The sequence below is a fragment of the Cryobacterium sp. Hz7 genome, assembly GCF_004402815.1.
GTDB classification, from domain to species: Bacteria; Actinomycetota; Actinomycetes; order Actinomycetales; family Microbacteriaceae; genus Cryobacterium; species Cryobacterium sandaracinum.
In genome coordinates this window covers 42,190-58,916 of sequence record NZ_SOFB01000026.1, presented here as the reverse complement: position 1 = coordinate 58,916, position 16,727 = coordinate 42,190, and the positions used below count along the sequence as shown (strand labels likewise).

14 protein-coding genes and 1 riboswitch are annotated in these 16,727 nt (G+C 68.4%); of the genes, 9 read left to right on the top strand and 5 right to left on the bottom strand.

Annotation, left to right across the window (positions count from 1 at the left end):
- Positions 1-436 precede the first annotated feature (436 nt).
- The 4 genes from E3N86_RS06210 to E3N86_RS06195 all read left to right on the top strand — a co-directional run bounded on the left by E3N86_RS06210 (position 437) and on the right by E3N86_RS06195 (position 4,176).
- A complete protein-coding gene (locus E3N86_RS06210) occupies positions 437-1,411 on the top strand; it encodes a ring-cleaving dioxygenase (RefSeq protein WP_104099468.1) in 975 nt (324 codons plus the stop codon).
- An 8-nt stretch (positions 1,412-1,419) separates the two neighbouring features.
- Entirely contained in the window at positions 1,420-2,124 is a 705-nt protein-coding gene (locus tag E3N86_RS06205; RefSeq protein ID WP_134511571.1) for an alpha/beta hydrolase, read from the top strand.
- A 7-nt stretch (positions 2,125-2,131) separates the two neighbouring features.
- Positions 2,132-3,430, top strand: a complete 1,299-nt coding sequence (locus E3N86_RS06200) for a maleylacetate reductase (protein WP_241985963.1) — start codon at positions 2,132-2,134, stop codon at positions 3,428-3,430.
- Positions 3,431-3,789: 359 nt separating this feature from the next.
- Positions 3,790-4,176 (top strand): hypothetical protein, encoded by a 387-nt coding sequence (locus E3N86_RS06195; protein WP_134373997.1) that lies wholly within the window; start codon positions 3,790-3,792, stop codon positions 4,174-4,176.
- A 135-nt stretch (positions 4,177-4,311) separates the two neighbouring features.
- Here E3N86_RS06195 and ppsA read toward each other — a convergent pair whose 3' ends face one another.
- Positions 4,312-6,702, bottom strand: coding sequence for a phosphoenolpyruvate synthase (gene ppsA, locus E3N86_RS06190; RefSeq protein ID WP_134511570.1), 2,391 nt, complete (start codon positions 6,700-6,702; stop codon positions 4,312-4,314).
- Positions 6,703-7,244: 542 nt separating this feature from the next.
- On the opposite strand from ppsA, the gene E3N86_RS06185 reads away from it, so the two are divergent.
- The 3 genes from E3N86_RS06185 to E3N86_RS06175 all read left to right on the top strand — a co-directional run bounded on the left by E3N86_RS06185 (position 7,245) and on the right by E3N86_RS06175 (position 10,654).
- Entirely contained in the window at positions 7,245-7,877 is a 633-nt protein-coding gene (locus E3N86_RS06185) for a vWA domain-containing protein (protein ID WP_134511569.1), read from the top strand.
- 296 nt (positions 7,878-8,173) lie between these two features.
- Complete coding sequence (locus E3N86_RS06180; RefSeq protein WP_134373993.1) at positions 8,174-8,977, top strand: ice-binding family protein; 804 nt, start codon at positions 8,174-8,176, stop codon at positions 8,975-8,977.
- A gap of 893 nt (positions 8,978-9,870) precedes the next feature.
- Positions 9,871-9,944: riboswitch (cyclic di-GMP riboswitch) on the bottom strand.
- Positions 9,945-10,216: 272 nt separating this feature from the next.
- Positions 10,217-10,654, top strand: a complete 438-nt coding sequence (locus E3N86_RS06175; RefSeq protein ID WP_104099353.1) for a phosphohydrolase — start codon at positions 10,217-10,219, stop codon at positions 10,652-10,654.
- A 207-nt stretch (positions 10,655-10,861) separates the two neighbouring features.
- Here E3N86_RS06175 and E3N86_RS06170 read toward each other — a convergent pair whose 3' ends face one another.
- Both E3N86_RS06170 and E3N86_RS06165 read right to left on the bottom strand, forming a co-directional pair.
- Positions 10,862-12,805, bottom strand: a complete 1,944-nt coding sequence (locus E3N86_RS06170) for a hypothetical protein (protein ID WP_134373991.1) — start codon at positions 12,803-12,805, stop codon at positions 10,862-10,864.
- Positions 12,806-12,951: 146 nt separating this feature from the next.
- Positions 12,952-13,743 (bottom strand): nuclease-related domain-containing protein, encoded by a 792-nt coding sequence (locus E3N86_RS06165; RefSeq protein ID WP_166785032.1) that lies wholly within the window; start codon positions 13,741-13,743, stop codon positions 12,952-12,954.
- 116 nt (positions 13,744-13,859) lie between these two features.
- Between E3N86_RS06165 and E3N86_RS16765 the strand changes: the two genes are divergently transcribed.
- Entirely contained in the window at positions 13,860-14,030 is a 171-nt protein-coding gene (locus E3N86_RS16765) for a hypothetical protein (protein ID WP_158250194.1), read from the top strand.
- A 28-nt stretch (positions 14,031-14,058) separates the two neighbouring features.
- Here the strand turns inward: E3N86_RS16765 and E3N86_RS06160 are convergent, their stop codons facing one another.
- Entirely contained in the window at positions 14,059-14,859 is an 801-nt protein-coding gene (locus E3N86_RS06160) for a nuclease-related domain-containing protein (protein WP_134511567.1), read from the bottom strand.
- Between the two features lie 138 nt (positions 14,860-14,997).
- Complete coding sequence (locus E3N86_RS06155) at positions 14,998-15,855, bottom strand: SDR family oxidoreductase (RefSeq protein WP_134511566.1); 858 nt, start codon at positions 15,853-15,855, stop codon at positions 14,998-15,000.
- Positions 15,856-16,023: 168 nt separating this feature from the next.
- On the opposite strand from E3N86_RS06155, the gene E3N86_RS06150 reads away from it, so the two are divergent.
- The gene (locus E3N86_RS06150) at positions 16,024-16,614 is read left to right on the top strand and encodes a hypothetical protein (RefSeq protein WP_134511565.1); all 591 of its coding nucleotides are present in this window, start codon (positions 16,024-16,026) and stop codon (positions 16,612-16,614) included.
- Positions 16,615-16,727: the final 113 nt, after the last annotated feature.

The window sequence follows — 16,727 nt, the reverse complement described above, 5'->3', positions numbered from 1 at the left end:
CCGGACCCCGGCGACCGCACCGGAAAAGCCGACTGAGGGGGTTCGATGTTTGGGAACGCGGGTGCACAACCGCCGAAGGATGTCGACGGCCGGGATTTGATCTCCGAGGCGTCGTGCTCAGTTGCGCCGGGGCTGGCGTGTCCCGCTGAGAGCAGCATCTCCCTGGCGAACGACGATTCGGTCGGGAACTGGCTCGAGGACTTGCCGGAGCGTTCCTGGGATGTCGGCCCGGGAGAGTAGTCCCGTCGGCCCGGCCCGAGGCGGCCCGAGCGGCGCATTCGCCCTCGCGCGGGAGCTGCGCGTGCCTGGGAATGAATCCACAGAAACATGTGTTTGCATAGAAGTCGGCATCACGCCGGACTGCGCAGCTCAGAAAGCGCATGCCAGACTCGACGCCAACAGCACACCGACCAGCTTCCCACCAGAAAGGGACCCCGTGACTCCGCACACCTCCGGACTGCACCACGTCACCGCGATTGCCGGTGCACCGCAGCGCAACATCGACTTCTACGTGACCGGCCTCGGCCTGCGGCTCGTGAAGAAAACGGTCAACTTCGACGACCCCGGCACCTACCACCTCTATTACGGGGATGACGCGGGCCGCCCGGGTTCGCTGCTCACCTTCTTCCCCTGGACGGGCATCTCCAGCGGGCGCCCCGGCTCGGGCCAGTCCACGTCCACCGCTTTCTCGGTGCCGGCCGGCAGCCTCGGCTGGTGGGCCGGCCACTTCAGGCAACTCGGCGTCGAATCCGAATTCGTGCGCCGCTCCGCCGACGAGGAACGCCTCTCCCTGCGTGACCCCGACGGCCTGCAGCTGGACCTCGTGGCCTCGTCGACGGTTGATCCGCGCAATCCGTGGGACTCGGCATCTGTGCCCGCCGAGTACGCGGTGCGCGGCCAGCATTCCTCGGTGCTCACCGTCGCCGACCCGACCGGCACCGTCGAGGTGCTCACCCGCGACCTCGGCATGCACGTGATCGAGGAGACAACCGACCGCATCCGGGTGGGTGCCGGCGACGGAGCCCCCGGCAACATCGTGGACATCCTCGCCGACCCGAACGGGCAGGTCGGCCTGACCGCCGGCGGCAGCGTGCACCACATCGCGTTCCGGGTGCCGGACAAGACCACGCAGGAGCAGTGGCGCCAGGAACTCGTCGCGCGCGGCTACGGCGTGACGGCGATCCTCGACCGGCAGTACTTCACGTCGATCTATTTTCGCGAGCCCGGCGGCGTCTTGTTCGAGATCGCGACGGACACCCCCGGCTTCGACATCGACGAGCCACTGCTGGAACTGGGCCGCTCGCTCAAGCTGCCGCCGTGGCTCGAGCCCAGCCGGGACCAGATCGAGCGCGCCGTCGTTCCGATCACCCTGCCGAGCGAGAACAACCCGGCCCTCGTCGCGGAGAAGTAGGACCCTCGATGACCGAGCAACGCGACTCTCCACAGACCGATCTCGACTGGGTGCACGTTTTCCGGGCGGGTTCGCCGACGGCATCCGGCGACTCGGGCCCGCCCGGCTCAGACCCCACGGATGTCTCCGCCCCCGTGCTGTTGATGCTGCACGGCACCGGCGGCGATGAGCAGGAGATCCTCAGCCTTGCCTACGCGCTCGACCCCGGCGCGACCGTGCTCGCCCCGCGCGGTCGCGTCACCGAGGGCGGCATGCTGCGCTGGTTCCGCCGCCTCTCCGAGGGCGTGTTCGATGTCGAGGACGTGGTGCTGCGGGCCGGCGAACTGGCCGGTTTCATCGCCCGGGCCCGGCAGCACTACGACCTCGACGGGCGCCGCATTATCGCCGTGGGCTTCTCCAACGGGGCCAACATCGCCCTGGCCACGGCCCTGCTGCACCCCGACGTTCTCGACCGGGTCGTCGCGTTTTCCGGCATGTTCCCGCTCGACGATCGCGCGCTCGCCACGGACCTCGCCGACACGACGGTGCTGATGCTCAACGGACGCTCCGACTTGATGGCCCCGCTCGCGAGCGCCGACCGGGCCGTCGCCACCCTCATCGGGCGCGGCGCCCAGGTCGACCGCGAGCTGCGCGACGGAGGTCACGGCATCGCCGCCACGGATGTCGCCGCCGCCCGAGCCTGGCTGGCCCGCCCCAGGCAGACCCGCGCGTAGGCGTGCCGTGAGGGAGCAGCCCGTCGGGCCGGGCCTCGATTTCGAGTATCGAACGCAGCGACAGCGCGTGCTCTTCGGCACCGGGCGGGCCGGCGAGCTGCTCGGCGAGGTGCTCGGCAAGGTGCTCGGCGAGCAGCCGGCCACCGTGCAGGCCGGCGGCACCGTGCAGGCCGGCGGCACCGGCACCAGCACGGCGAGAGTAATCGCTACGGCGGGCACCTTGGGTGCCAGCGGCACCCCCGGCGCCCCGCGCGTGATGATGATCGCGACCCGGCGGGAACTGGAGCGGTCCGCGGCGGTGCTCGCCGGCATCCGTTCGGTGCTGGTGTTCGATGAGGTCGTGCAGCACGTTCCGGCGGAGTCGGCCGAGCGCGCCCATCGGGCGGCCCAGGCGGCTCGCGTCGACGTGATCGTTGCCCTCGGCGGCGGGTCGGCGATCGGGTTGGCCAAGATTCTCGCGTTGCGCAGCGAGCGGACCGGCGGACTGCCGATCGTGGCGGTGCCCACCACCTATTCCGGTTCGGAGGCCACCGCGGTCTGGGGGCTGGTCGAAAACGGGGTGAAGACCACCGGGTTCGATCTGAGGGTCCTGCCCGGCACCGTGATCTACGACGCCGACCTCACGCTGTCCCTCCCTCGCGAGCTGAGCGTGTCCAGCGCGCTAAACGCCCTCGCCCACGGCGTCGACGCCTTCTGGGCCCCGGGCGCGAACCCGGTCAGCGCGCTGCTCGCCGCTGAGGGAATCCGGATGCTTGCCCACGCCCTGCCGCGAATCGCCGTGGCTCCCGGGGTCGGCCCGCACACTGCGGAGGCGGCCGGCTCGGACACATCGGGGAGCGATCCGGTTCTGGGGGGCGGCGGCATCCACGGAGCCCTGGCCGCCCGGAAGGATGCCCTCTATGGCGCGTATCTGTCGGCGAGCGCGTTCTCCAGCGCCGGTTCGGGCCTGCATCACACGATCTGTCACGTGCTGGGCGGGACTTTCGGGCTGCCGCACGCGCAGACGCACGCCATCGTGCTGCCACATGTGGTCGCCCTCAATGCGCCCGCCGCCACCGAGGCCGAGGCGCGGATAGCCGCCGCCCTGGGCTCGCGCACCGCCGTCGAAGGGTTACTCGCCCTACGGGACAGCCTGCACGCACCGACTGCGCTGCGGGACTTCGGGTTTCAGGAGTCGGACATCGCCCGGGCCGTGGCACTGATCCTGCCGGCCGTTCCCGCGTCGAACCCGCGCGCGGTCACCCCCGACGACCTGACTCTGCTGCTGCGGAATGCCTGGTCCGGCGCCGCCCCGGGCGGGCGCTAGCCGCTGGGCGGGCGGCGCGGCCGGGCGGTATGGGCGGTCTCCTCGGGCGGTCTGCTCAGGCCGTCTCCTCGGGCCGTCTCCTCGGGCCGCGTTCCGATCAATCGGCCGGCCGTCTCGTCCGCGAACCGCCCAGCGTCGCCGTTTCTGCCCAATGACGCCGCTCTACCGGCGACGCTGGGCAGCAACGGCGACTCTCAGCGCAGCAGCGGGTCTCCGGCGCCGAAACCGACACGTGCGGTCGAGTGTCACGAGGGAGTGGCCCCGCCTACGCCAACACGCACCCCGCAGGCCCCGCCCGCCGGTTCCATTTGCCGCAGACACCTGCCGCGCTGGGCTGCCAGCGGAAAAAAGGAGACACGATGAGCAACACGGAAAGCGGCGGCGGGGCCGAGCGGTACAACACCAACCAAAACGGGTCCGAGCAGAGCATGGTTCCCGTCGAACGGACCCCCGCGGAGGCCACCGACCGCCTCTCGCGGAAGTTCGCGCAGGAATCGAGGCTGCGCATCCTCCGGAGCACGGCCGCCGTCGCCCGGTCCGAAGTCGACGCGCTGGCTGCCGTGCACCTCGACCCCGACACCCTCGAGGACCTGCTCGACACGGCCAGCCCGCGGGCGGCCGCACGATTGCGCACATCCGAGCACGAGATCAGCGTGCGCGTCGCCGACGCCCGTGAGAAGGCGGAAGCCGCCGAGGCCGCATACGAGCAGGCCGTGCTCGACGACTTCGACGAGGCCGAGCGCTAACCACATCGAACACGTCCCACGAAGACGGATGCCACGCACCGGCATCCGTCTTCTGCTGCCGCCTCTCCCCCGCGACGAAGCGCCCTCTGCCGCCGCGCCCCTCCGACGGCGTGTCCCTAGTCCGGCGCATCCCTCCTACGCCGTGTCGTGGTCCCGCTCCGCCTGCGCGATTCGGCCCACCGTTTTGAGGAAGCTGTCCGGGTTGAGCGAGATGGAGTCGATGCCCTCCTCCACCAGAAAGGCCGCGAAGTCGGGGTAGTTGCTCGGCGCCTGCCCGCAAATGCCGATCTTGATCCCGGCGGCGTGGGCCTTCTGAATGGCCTCGCGGATCATCTGCTTCACGGCGTCATCGCGTTCGTCGAAGAGGGCGGCGAGGTCCTCGGCGTCGCGGTCGACGCCCAGCACCAGCTGGGTAAGGTCGTTGGAGCCGATCGAGAAGCCGTCGAACCGGGTGGCGAAACGCTCCGCCAGGATCACATTGGCCGGAATCTCACACATCATGTAGATCTGTAGCCCGGACTCGCCGCGCACCAGCCCGTTCTCCGCCATCACCGCGAGCACACGGTCGGCCTCGGTCACGGTGCGGCAGAACGGCACCATCACGATCACGTTGTCGAAGCCGATCTTCTCCCGCACCTGCTTGATCGCCCGGCACTCGAGTGCGAAGCCCTCCCGGTAGCGCTCGTCATAGTAGCGGGAGGCGCCACGGAAGCCGAGCATCGGGTTCTCCTCCGAGTGCTCGAAGACCGACCCGCCGATCAGGTGCGCATATTCGTTGGTCTTGAAATCGCTCATCCGCACGATCACGGGGTCAGGATGATACGGCGCGGTCAGCTTCGCGATACCGAGTGCGAGCGTTTGCACGAAGTATTCCTTCGGGTCCATATATCCCCGGGTGAGCTCCTCGATCTGACGGATGGCGGCCCGGTCGGTGACCCGCTCCGGGTGAACGAGCGCCATCGGGTGGATCTTGATCAGGTTGTTGATGATGAATTCCATCCGGGCCAGCCCCACGCCGTCGGCAGGCAACCGCCACCACTCGAAGGCGGCGGCCGGGCTGGCGATATTGACCATGACCTTGGTGCGGGTTTTCGGCACGGTGCCAAGGTCGATCTCCTCGGTTTCGAAAGCCAGCTTGCCCTCGAAAACGTAGCCCTCGTCGCCCTCGGCGCAGGAGATCGTGATCATCTGGCCATCCGTGAGCGTATCGGTGGCGATCCCGGTGCCGACGACGGCCGGCACGCCCAGCTCGCGGCTGACGATCGCGGCGTGGCTGGTGGGACCGCCGTGGTCGGTGACGATGCCGGCCGCGCGGGTCATGATCGGCACCCAGTCCGGATCGGTCATCTCGGTGACCAGGATGGCGCCGTCGACGAACTTCTCGATGTCGGCGGGGTCCTTGATCACGCAGGCCACGCCGCTCGCGATGCTGTCGCCGATCGCGACCCCGGTCACCAGCAGCGGCCCCGTCTCGGTCCGGGTACTCACCGTGAACCGGGTGCCGCTCGCCTGCGAGTGCACGGTCTCCGGGCGCGCCTGCACCAAGAACAGTTCGCGGGTCAGGCCGTCTTTGGCCCATTCCATGTCCATCGGCCGGCCGTAGTGGTTCTCCACGATCACGGCCCAACGGCCCAGTTTCACGATCTCCGCGTCGGTCAGCACGAACGCCTGTCGCTCCCGATCGGGGGTGTCGATGGTGCGGGTGCGGGCGCTGCCGCCCTTGGCGTAGACCATCTTGCGGGCCTTCTCGCCGAGAGTTTTCTCAATGATGGGCGTGCAGTCGGGCTGGTCGAGCAGCGCCTTGAACACCAGATATTTGTCGGGATTGACCGTGCCCTGCACCACCGTTTCGCCGAGCCCCCAGGCGGCGCTGATCACGGCCACGCCCGGAAAGCCGGTGTCGGTGTCGATGGAGAACATCACCCCGGAGCCGCCGACGTCGGCTCGGATCATCTGTTGCACGCCGATCGAGAGCGCCACCTCGAGGTGGTCGAATTTCTTGACCTCGCGGTAACTGATCGCCCGGTCGGTGAAGAGCGAGGCGTAGCAGCGGCGGCAGGCGTCGAGCAGATCGCGCTCGCCCGTCACGTTGAGGAACGTCTCCTGCTGACCGGCGAAGCTGGCGTCGGGCAGGTCTTCGGCGGTGGCGCTGCTGCGCACGGCCACGGGCAGGTTCGGATGCCCGGCCTTCTCCGACAGTTCCCGATACGAGGCACGGATGCCGTCGGCAATGTCCGCGGGAAACTCACCCCCCAGGAACAGTTCGCGCAGGGCCTCGCCCGTGACGCGCAGCGAGGCGCGGCCGTCGTGGAACAGGTCGAGCTGGCGCCGCAGTGCCGGCTCGATCCCGTTCGCCGCGATGAACGCGCGATAGGCGTTCGCCGTCGTCGCGAATCCGTCGGGCACCGTCACGCCATCGTCGCTGAGGGCACGGACCATCTCGCCCAGCGACGCGTTCTTGCCGCCGACCTGCGGAATGTCACCCAGTCCGATCTCGTTGAACCACACCACACTGCTCTCGAGCATTGTTCTTCCACCCCTCTGTGAGTTCTGCGACCCGGTGATCTACGGCCCTGCGGCTCTACGGCCCTACGGCTCTGCGGCCCTACGGCCGCGTGGCCGCGTGGATTGTGCCACGTGATGGCAACCTACTCCCCCCGAAAGTGTCTCCGGCTCGTTGAACCGCGCCCCGAACGAATTCGACGGAGATTTTGCCAAAATCCATCCCAAACACACCGGAAAGCCGCATTTTCGCCAGAATCTCCGTCGAATTGGTTCGACGTCGGGCATCCGTGCTTGCCAGGCTCCGCAGGCATGCGGACTCGCGGAGAACGACAGTTCCGGTCGAGTTCGGCCCGCAGACCTGTCGCACTCGACCGAAGGTGTCGAGCTCGCAAGCGGATGACCAGAGCCGCACCGCACCACCGCCGCACCGCACCGCCGCCGGCACCACCGCCGCACCACTGCCGCACCGCCGCCGCACCACCGCCGCACCACCGCGGGCACTGTCAGTGGCTCCTGAGACTCTGAAGTACTCCCCACGAGGGAGCCTCAACCAGGAGGTACAGATGACTGATCCCAACTACACCGCTCTGCTTCTCGTGATCGACCGGAGCGGCTCGATGTCCGGCATCCGTGACGACATGGTCGGCGGCCTGACCGCGATGCTTGCCGCACAGGCCGCCGAGCCGGGCCTGCTCACCGTGGATATCGTGACCTTCGACGACGAAATCGAGCACACCCACACCCTCGCCGACCCGAGCGATATCACCGTCGAGCTCGACCCGCGCGGCATGACGGCGCTGCACGATGCGATCGGCATCGCCGTCACGGAGTTCGGCGAGACGCTGCGGGTGCTGCCCGAGCACGCGCGTCCCGGCACCGTGCAGGTCGTGGTCGTGACCGACGGCGGCGAGAACTCGAGCAGCCAATACTCCGCGGATGCCGTGCGCGCGCTGATCAACCGGCAGACCGAATCGTACAGCTGGGACTTCGTGTTCCTCGGCGCCAACCAGGACGCCGTGCTCACCGGGGCCGCACTCGGCTTCGACTCCGCCAGCTCCATGACCTTCGCTGCCGCGTCGGGTGAGGTCGCCGCGATGAGCGCGAACCTCGGTCGCTACGTGACGGATGTGCGCAAGAAGGAGAAGCGCGGCTTCACCTTCGAGGAGCGCATCGAAGCCGGAGGTGATGGCGTGTAGGCAACGATTGGGTGAAGTTCAGGAGGCCGGAACCCCTGTTGGCGGAGTGCGTGAAAACTGCCCCTAGTCTCGGATTCAGACAGATTCGATTCGTTGGAAGCGGTCCCGTGGGGCGTGCGATGGTGTGCGTGGAGGACGCCCGCTTGCCGTGGAACCGGGGGCTCTATTCGGGGTGAAGTCGGCCCTGATAGGCCCTGCCGGCGCGAAGAAACCCGACGTGTAGCGTCGGGGACCGCTCCCACAGTGGCCCTGTCCCAGACCCGCATCGTGCGGGACTGGCGACAGGTAGTACCACCATGTTCCACTTCTACGAATCATCCGTCGGCACTTCCCTAGCCCGCGCATCCACGGCCCGGAAGCGGGTTCTGGCACTGCTTGTCGTCGTCGCCGTGGTCGGCGTCGGCGGCGCCGGACTGGGCGGAGCGGCCGTCGCCGGCTCACTCCCCCAGAGTCCGGTCGAGCTCGGCACGGCGGACTCCTTCGCGATCCTGTCGAAGACCGGCGTGACGAACGTCTACGCATCCGCAGTCAACGGCAACGTCGGGGCCAGCCCGTTCACCGGCGCCGCGGTGCTGCTGACCTGCCCTGAGGTCGTGACCGGCACCATTTTCACTGTCGACGCCGCCGGTCCGCCGTGCACGGTGACGGACCCGAGCTTCCTGAGGACATCCGTCGGTGACATGGAAATCGCCTATTCCGACGCGGCTGGGCGCACGAACCCTGACTTCATCGACCTGGGTGCCGGCGAATTCGGCGGTCTCACGCTCGAGCCCGGCCTCTACAAGTGGAACACCGACGTGACCATCTCCAGTGATGTGCGCCTCACCGGCGGCCCGGACGACGTCTTCGTGTCCCAGATCGCCGGCAACATCGACCAGGCCTCGGCCAAGAACGTGACCCTGCTCGGCGGAGTGCAGACCAAGAACGCGTACTGGCAGACCGCCGGTTCAGTCTCGGTCGGCACCACCGCGCACTTCGAGGGCACGATCCTGAGCAAGACCATGATCGCGATGAAGACCGGCGCGTCGATCACCGGCCGGTTGCTGGCCCAGACCGCCGTCACGTTGCAGAGCAACTCTGTGACGAAGCCGGCCCTGTAACCACCGGTCGGCCGTATTCGGGAACCGGTTCGGCGGCATCCGTCGTCGCCCGATTCTCGGGCACCAGTCCACAGCCGCCCGCGCGAGTGTGGCCAACTCAGGAGAAACCGCCACCGCGGCCGAAACTTTCCCGCGTTTCCGGGGCTGCCGGGCAGCATCCGCCCGCATCTCCTGAGTTAGCCACGAACGCACCGGCTCCGCTCACGACGGATGCCGATGGGCGGCTCACGGGCGGCGTCGGAACCCCGCGCGGGGTTTACGCCGCTGCGCTGGAGGCGCGCCACGGGCGCAGCGGCGCAGCACCCGCGCAGCAGCGCAGCAGCGCAGCAGCACCGGCAGCACCGGCAGCACCAGCGCAGCAGCAGCGCAGGTTGAACAGTCCGAGCACGAGCCTGGGCGCGGTGACCCGCCGGGTCAGCGGGGGGCCGCCACAACCTTCCAGCCTCGGCGATCGGAGCGGCGAAGAGGCCCGGTTGACCGGAAGGGGCCCGGCGTGCACGGAGGTGCTCGGCGGCGGGTTCTGTTACCGGTCCTTGATTCTGCATATGTGCGGTTCAGTGCCCGCGTCGGTGCAGTCCTTGAGAGTGGTGTTCCCGGGTGAGTCAGTCGTTCTCGGTTCGGCGAGCCGGGCTTCTCAGCGCGGGCCGTGCCAGGGAGTGAAACAAGCATGCGATCGGGAACCGAACCCGAATCGATTCCCGATCGCACTGCCAGATCAGGACGAGATCCCTAATCTCGCCCGGCTTCCACCGTTGCAGTCGTGCGCCTACCCATGGGGACGACAAAACGGAGGTGTGTCCACCGCGCCACGAGACGACAGAGACGAGGCTGAACGGCCGCATCTGGTGTCGGCCTCGAGGGAGGTGAGGTTCATCTGGGGCGGTTCCTTTTCATTCGGTAGGCCGGCTGACCCGAGGGTTCCGTGCCTTTGCGACCCCGCCTCACGACGGGTGTGCCCTTGCGATTGACGTGAAGGTGACCGTCTCTCCAGCGACCAATCGGTCACCTGAGAGAAACCTATCAGCCAGGTTCGGCGCGCAACCGGCGAGGCTAAAACTTTCGCCGCTCGAGGGCCCCCCAAATCGAGGGGTGCGTCCGGCACAGACTCGGGGTGACGGATGCCGAGGCGCGCTTTCCCGGCGCCGAACTCCTAGCAACGGGCGAAGGCCCGGGCTAACGTTGCAGTCGTGGGCGGAGCCGCTCACACTGCTCTGTTGTAGTGCTGAGAGGGGGGTCTCCATGACGGTCACCACAGGCGATACCTACGTCGCCGCGGCAAAAACAATCGCCACAACCGCACATTTGGGCCAGGTCGACAAGCTCGGCACCGCCTACATCGACCATCCCCGTCGCGTTTCCGAGCGCCTCAACGATCCCCTCGAGCAGGCCACCGCCTGGCTGCACGATGTGCTCGAAGACTCGAACATCACCCGCCACGACCTGCTCAAAGCGGGCATCCCTGGCGGTGTGGTCGAGGCCGTCACGGTGCTCACCAGAACGGATGCCGTCAGCGACGCCGACTACTACGCCGGCATTCGCGCCAACCCGATCGCTCTCGCCGTGAAGCGCGCCGACATCGCCGACAACCTGGAGCCCTGGCGGGTGGAACAGTTGGACGCGAGCGCGCAGAAGAGGCTCGCGGCGAAATACGGGTCGGCGCTGGCGGCGCTGGGTTAGGCCGGCTCGGGGCTCCCTGCTGCGGTCGAACCACGCTGCGGTCGACTCACGCTGCGGGTCGACCCCTGCTGCGGGTTGACCCGCGTCGGCATCAATGACGTCATCCAACACTGTCGGCAGAGTGCCGGTGACGCCGTGACCCCCGTGCACCAACGGGTAGGAATCCGTCCGGACGAGGGGCTGGATGCAGTCCGTCCCGGTCGAGGCCTAGGCTTCCATGTCGTCGTGGGTGACGATGCGGCCCAGCTCGATGCCGCCATCCGGGAGCTGCCAGAAGTGCATTCGGCGCGCGGCGGGGGTGTTCTGCTCGATCGAGACGCGCATGCAGCGGGCGCCGTCCCAGCGCAGCAGGTGCGGGTCGGCCGGCCCTGCGCCTTGGCGCAGCGCGTGCAGGTGCCGCCCCTTGAGGGTCTTCACCCGGCCGGTGAGCACGTCGACGGATGCCTTGAACGCCTTGGCCAGCTGGCCGTCGTCGAGCCCGGCGAGAGATTCGGTGAACCGCTCCCCCAGCACGTAACTGTGCGGCAGCTTCCATTCCTCGCGGTCCGATTCCGGAACCCGGTCGACCCAGGCGAGGAGGATCTCATGCCGCACCCAGCCGGAGGGTTCCTCCCAGGCGGCTCGCCGCGACTCGTATTCGCTGACCGCGGAGTGGGTGGGGACGGTGCGGCGGGATTCGCGCAGCATCCGTCGTTGGGCCCGCTGGTCGTCGCGCAGCTCCGCGACCGTGTGGCGCAGGGTGGCGAGTTCGACGAGGGCATCGCGCAGTTGCAACTGTGCGGAGCGGGCCTGCTCGCGCAGTTTGGCGAGGTCGGAATCGGTGGCGCCGGCCTCGGAAAGCTGGTTCTCGAGACGCACGATGCGGGACTTCGCCTCGGCGAGGGACAGCTGGGTCGATTGCAGCGCGGAGTGTGGCGCGGGAATGGGCGTGGGCGTGACCCGGAACGGGGTGGCCCCCGTTGTAACCGGACGCAGGGCGTGCACGCGGCCCGGCCCCGGCGATGGGCGCGGGTGAAGGCGGTCCGATGTCGGGCCTGCTGTGATCAGGACAGTGACCCCGGAGACGCCGGCCGCATCGAAGACCCCGGCACCACCGGAAATGCCGATACGGGCGACCCCCGCGGCGCGGCGGGCCGATGCGGAGGCACCCACGAGCGCGGACTGGCTGTCGAGTTCGACCACTGCGGCGGCGCCTGCGTCTTCCTCGACCTGAGGCAGCAGCGGACGATTTTCCTGCAGCCAGGGAGGTCCATTCCGCACGGCACACAGCGACGGCAGAACGGTTTCGTCGTCGTCGACGTCGCTCAGGCACAGGTGTAGGGCACCGCTCGGCAGGTGGATGACCCGGGCCGCCACGACGTCACCCTCGGAGAGCAGGGCATCGACCTTGTCAAGCGAGTTGGCCGAGATATCGGCCCGGGTGATCGTGAGCGCCAGGTGCGGATGCAGGGCCAGAACCGCCCGCTGCGCACTGACCTTCTGCACCAGAGCGAGCGTGATGCTGCCGTGCGGGTAGCGCTTCGCGATCGTGGCCACGGAGGGCGGCTTGATTTCGACATTGAGACGATGGGTGGGTGCGTCGAGCGCGCCCTGGATGCGCTGACCGGTCTGCAAAGTCCAGTCGAGGGGTACCGGCGGGTAGGTCAGCTCCTGCCAGACGGTGGCCATGCCGCCGCCGTCGAGTTCGACCAGGGCCCGGGAACCGCCCAGCATGAACCCCTTGACGGTGCCGTCCACGGTGATGACGGATGCCGGGGCGAGCGCGAAGAGGCCGGCCTGATGCGCGTGGGCGAGGGCATCCGTCACCAGCTGATCGGTGGCGTGTTGCGGGTCGCCGTGCGTGAACCGAAGCCGGGAACGGGCCAGGTCGGCGAACGCGTCACCGACGGGGAAGGAACGGCCGGCGCTGCCGTAGACCTGGAACTGGGCCGGGAGCAGATCGCCGAGCTGGCGGGTGAGCTCGCCCGTCTCGATCAGGAAGACGCGCGCGACGTCGCCGACCTGGCCGGCGAGTTGGTCGATTCCGATTTCGGGCAGGCTGGTGCCGAACGGCGACGACACCACAACCCAAGGACGATCACGGCCCGCATCGTGCAGACCGTTAGCGAGTTGTTGCACCGCGACGCTGGTCTCCACGCGGATGTACACCACTGACTCCCCTTCCAGCCTTCGTGAGAGGCTGTGTGCCGAGGGTACGCCTGTCGCCTGTGAGAATGACCCCGAGCGTTAAGGTTCAGGGTGTAGGGAGCCCGAAATCATGTGTTTTCCGATGGTCTCACGGGGTCTGTCGCGGGGGTTCACGGGGACGCGAGTATCCCCACGACCAACGTCATCGCCGAGTTCAGCACGATGAAGGCGGCCACCGCTGCCACCGCCAGCTCGAGCGGCAACAGCACCATGCGCTGCAGAGCGGCGGCGCGCACCTCGGAGTCGAGCCGAGAGAAGCTTTCGATCAGGCCCTCGCCGGAACCCAGCGGCACATCGATCCACATGTCGGGGTCGTCGAGCAGTTCAATGACGCGCAGACGATCCGCCGGGCCCAGCACGATCGGCAGGGACGTCAACCACGGAACGAGCTCGGCGGCATCGAGAACCGTCACCGGCACCGGCGCTGACCGCACGTCGATGCTGCGCGCACCGACGAGGACGACCAGGGGAATCACGGGAATCGGGAGCGGACGGCGGTCTTCCAGCAGCGTCGTGACCCGTTCCGCCTCGAATTTCGCGTGACGCAGGTAGGGCACCGGCCGGCTGTCCACCAGAACGCTGCGTTCCTCCACGAGCACGCGCTGGCGGCGGTGCTGTTTGGTATTGATGGTGATGACGCCGCCGGGGCCCACCAGCACGTGGTCGATGTCCCAGCCGTGTCCGCCGATCGGCAGCGCGTGGAAGACCGCCCACTCCGGCGACAACGTCGCCAACTTTTCGCCGACCACGATCTCGCCCTGGGCGCCCAGGTACCAGCCTTCACAGTTCACGCCGAGCGGGGAACGCCCCAGAAACCGGGCCCACAGGGTTCGTGGAGGAGTGCCGCTCTGCTCGCGCAGCAGCTTTTCGATCATGAATTGGGCCGCGAAGCGCTGGCGCATTCTGGTACTTTCCAACGTCATCTTTTCTGGTCCCCCACCATGGATTGTAACGGCTCACCCCAACGGGTGGCACTCCCTCTGGGGACGGGCCCGAACCGGCCACCTACGATGGTCGGATGGTAAACAACATGAGGGTCGTGCAAACTCAGCTCGGGCTGCTTGAAACCCACATCAACACGATCAAAGAGGATGCCGCGACACCCCGCGGGGTGGAGGAGTCTCTGGTGGCCATCTGCACCGCGCTCGACGCGCTGACGGACGAGGTCCGCCGCCGCCTGCCCGAGTAGGCCCCCGCTTCGGGAGCGTCGTTCCGGCTCAGGCCGTCGCGAGCGCGGCTTCGATGAGCCGGAACACGACGTAACCGGCCGCGATGGCGCCCGCCGCGGCGAACAGGACCCACAGCATCCGTCGGATGCCGGCCGATCGCACCCGCGTATCGAGCGCCGTGAACCGCTCGCGCACATCATCGGTGGTGGTGTCGGGCAGCACGTGCCACACGTGCGGGCTGTCGAGAAGGTCCGCCACCTCCTGCACCTCACCGGCCGACAGCACGGGGTGGAGCCTGACCAGCCATCGGCGCAGTTCGTCCGCGTCGAGCACTTTGACCTGCTCGGGCTTCTGCTCGATGGTGAGCAGCCGAGGGTCTACGAACACGATCACGGGCTGCACGGGCGCGACCAGCGGCATCCGTTCTCGCACCAGGCTCGTGACGCGCTCGGCCTCGGATGCGGCGTTGTGCAAATACGGCACGGACTCGCCGTCGACCCGCAGCGTGTCCCGAGCGACACGGATGTCATTGCTCGGGTGGTGCTTCGTGGTGATCGTGAAGATTCCGCCGGGTCCGACCACGAGGTGGTCGATCTCGGCGGTCGCGGAGCCGACGGGCACGGCGCGCAACGCCGTCCACTCGGGTGGCAGCGTCGCCAGGATGGAGCCCACCACAATCTCTCCTTTGGCCCCGAGATACCAGGACATGCTGTCAGCGCCGTGCGGGGATAGACCGAAGAACCCCGCGAACCGCGACCGTCGGGGCACGCTCCCCTGAACCCGCAGCAGCTGCTCGGTGACTGACAGCACCGCGAGGCTTTCCTGCATCGTGGCACTGTCCACCGTCATCGCAATCCCCTTTGCTGACTCGAATCTAGCGACTGGGGACGGGGAGCACGCAGTCCCCGAAGGGGGGTGTCGACGGCGTGGCGACTGGCGCACCGGGTTCGCCCGCGATGCCGGTGCCGATACGGGTACCGGTGCGGCCTACGACCAGACGTCGCGGTGGTCTGTGGCGAACTGCCGGAAGGTGGTTGCCGGATCGCCCGAGAGCCGCCGGATCACCCGGTTCGGGCACGCGGAAACCCCCAGGCGCACCACCCGGTAGATCATCTTCTGCACGGCGATGAAGTCGGCCTCTGCGCCCTGCTCGGCCAACCGGGCGAGGTAGTCGTCCACGCTCGGCCGCGCATAAACGATGCGCCGCCCGAGCACCTCCGTGAGGATGTCCGCCACCTGGTAGTAATCCAGCGACTGCTCGCCCGACAGCGTGTAGGCCCTGCCGAGGTGCCCCGGCTCGGTGAACACCCGCGCGGCGACGCGCCCGATGTCACGGGCGTCGACGAATGCGGTGCGCGCCCTGGCCGCCGGAAGATAGATCTCGCCGCGCTCCCGGATGCTGTCACGGTACACGGTCGACAAATTCTGCATGAAGAAGTTCGGTCTCAAAAACGTGAATGGGGCCCGCCGACGCCGCAGGTGCTTCTCCACGGCGTGGTGGGGAGTGGCCGGGTTGAACTGGACACCCTGCAGGGAGAGAAAGACGATCTGGCGGATGCCGTGCGCCAGCGCCGTGTCGATCACCGGGATCAGGGTGTCCGCCACGTTCGCGATCGCGGGCGGGCGCAGCAGGAACAGCCGGTCGACTCCGGCGAAGGCGCCGGCCCAGCCGGTCGGGTCGGAGAAATCGAAGGCACGGGGTGTGCCGGCCGGTGGGTCCAGGGCGAATTCGGAGCCGGCCGGGTTCCGCACCGCGGAGATGACGCTCTCGCCGGTGGACGCGAGCGCCGCGGCCACGGCCCGGCCGACGGTTCCGGAGGCACCGGTGACGAGGATGCGGCCCATCAGATGCCCGTGGAGTCATCGCGAGCCGGGGTGGGAGAGGAGCCGGACATGAGTCACACCTTTCGTCGAATGCATTTAGTTTAGCCACTAAGGCAAATTGACACGGTGGAGGGCGCGGCGGCAGGGACGGTGGCATCCAAGCCGCCCGGAGTCCCCCAGACTGGGGGTGTGAATGCAATCAGGGTGCCCGGAATCCGACAGTCAACCTGGATCGCGGCTGCGGTGGCCGCCACGGTCGCCGTGGGTGCCGGTGCCGCCGGAATCGCGGCCGCCACGGGTCTCGGCGACGACGAGACCACCCTGACCGACACCGAGCTGGCGCGTGCGAGTCGCGCGGCCCTGACCGAGGTCGGGCCAGCCACGGTGACGGATGCCCAGCGCGGCCCCGCCGAGTCTCACGCGCTTTCCGAGTCCTACACGGTCGACACCCGACTTCCGAACGGCATCGAGGTCGCGGTTCAGCTCGATGAGACCTTCACCGTCGTGTGGGTGAGTGCACCCAGCTGGAGCGGCGACGCGGCATCCGTGGCCGAACCCCGCGTGCTGACCGCTGCGGAACTCGCAAGCGTCGACCGCACGACTGCCGGCCAGGCGGCCCTGGCCGAGGTCGGCAGTGGCACCGTGACGGACTTCCGCCGCAGCAGAGCGCTCGACCACGCCTTCGAGGTGGAGGTCACCCTCGACGACGGCACGCAGCGCGTCGTCGAGCTCACCGAGCGCAGCCAGGTCGTGAGCGCCAACCGCCCGACGCCGCGCTGAGCCGCGCTGAGCCGAGCTGCGCCGAGGTCGCCGGCCGGGCGGCGCTGAGCCGAGCTGCGCCGAGGTCGCCGGCCCGGGCGGCGCTGCGCCGCCGGGTCGGTACGAATCGTTAG

Coding starts and splice junctions, on each gene's coding strand:
- E3N86_RS06205 (WP_134511571.1), top strand. CDS start 1,420: ATGACCGAGCAACGCGACTCTCCACAGACCGATCTCGACTGGGTGCAC.
- E3N86_RS06195 (WP_134373997.1), top strand. CDS start 3,790: ATGAGCAACACGGAAAGCGGCGGCGGGGCCGAGCGGTACAACACCAAC.
- ppsA (WP_134511570.1), bottom strand. CDS start 6,702: ATGCTCGAGAGCAGTGTGGTGTGGTTCAACGAGATCGGACTGGGTGAC.
- E3N86_RS06185 (WP_134511569.1), top strand. CDS start 7,245: ATGACTGATCCCAACTACACCGCTCTGCTTCTCGTGATCGACCGGAGC.
- E3N86_RS06180 (WP_134373993.1), top strand. CDS start 8,174: ATGTTCCACTTCTACGAATCATCCGTCGGCACTTCCCTAGCCCGCGCA.
- E3N86_RS06175 (WP_104099353.1), top strand. CDS start 10,217: ATGACGGTCACCACAGGCGATACCTACGTCGCCGCGGCAAAAACAATC.
- E3N86_RS06165 (WP_166785032.1), bottom strand. CDS start 13,743: ATGCGCCAGCGCTTCGCGGCCCAATTCATGATCGAAAAGCTGCTGCGC.
- E3N86_RS16765 (WP_158250194.1), top strand. CDS start 13,860: ATGGTAAACAACATGAGGGTCGTGCAAACTCAGCTCGGGCTGCTTGAA.
- E3N86_RS06160 (WP_134511567.1), bottom strand. CDS start 14,859: ATGACGGTGGACAGTGCCACGATGCAGGAAAGCCTCGCGGTGCTGTCA.
- E3N86_RS06155 (WP_134511566.1), bottom strand. CDS start 15,855: ATGGGCCGCATCCTCGTCACCGGTGCCTCCGGAACCGTCGGCCGGGCC.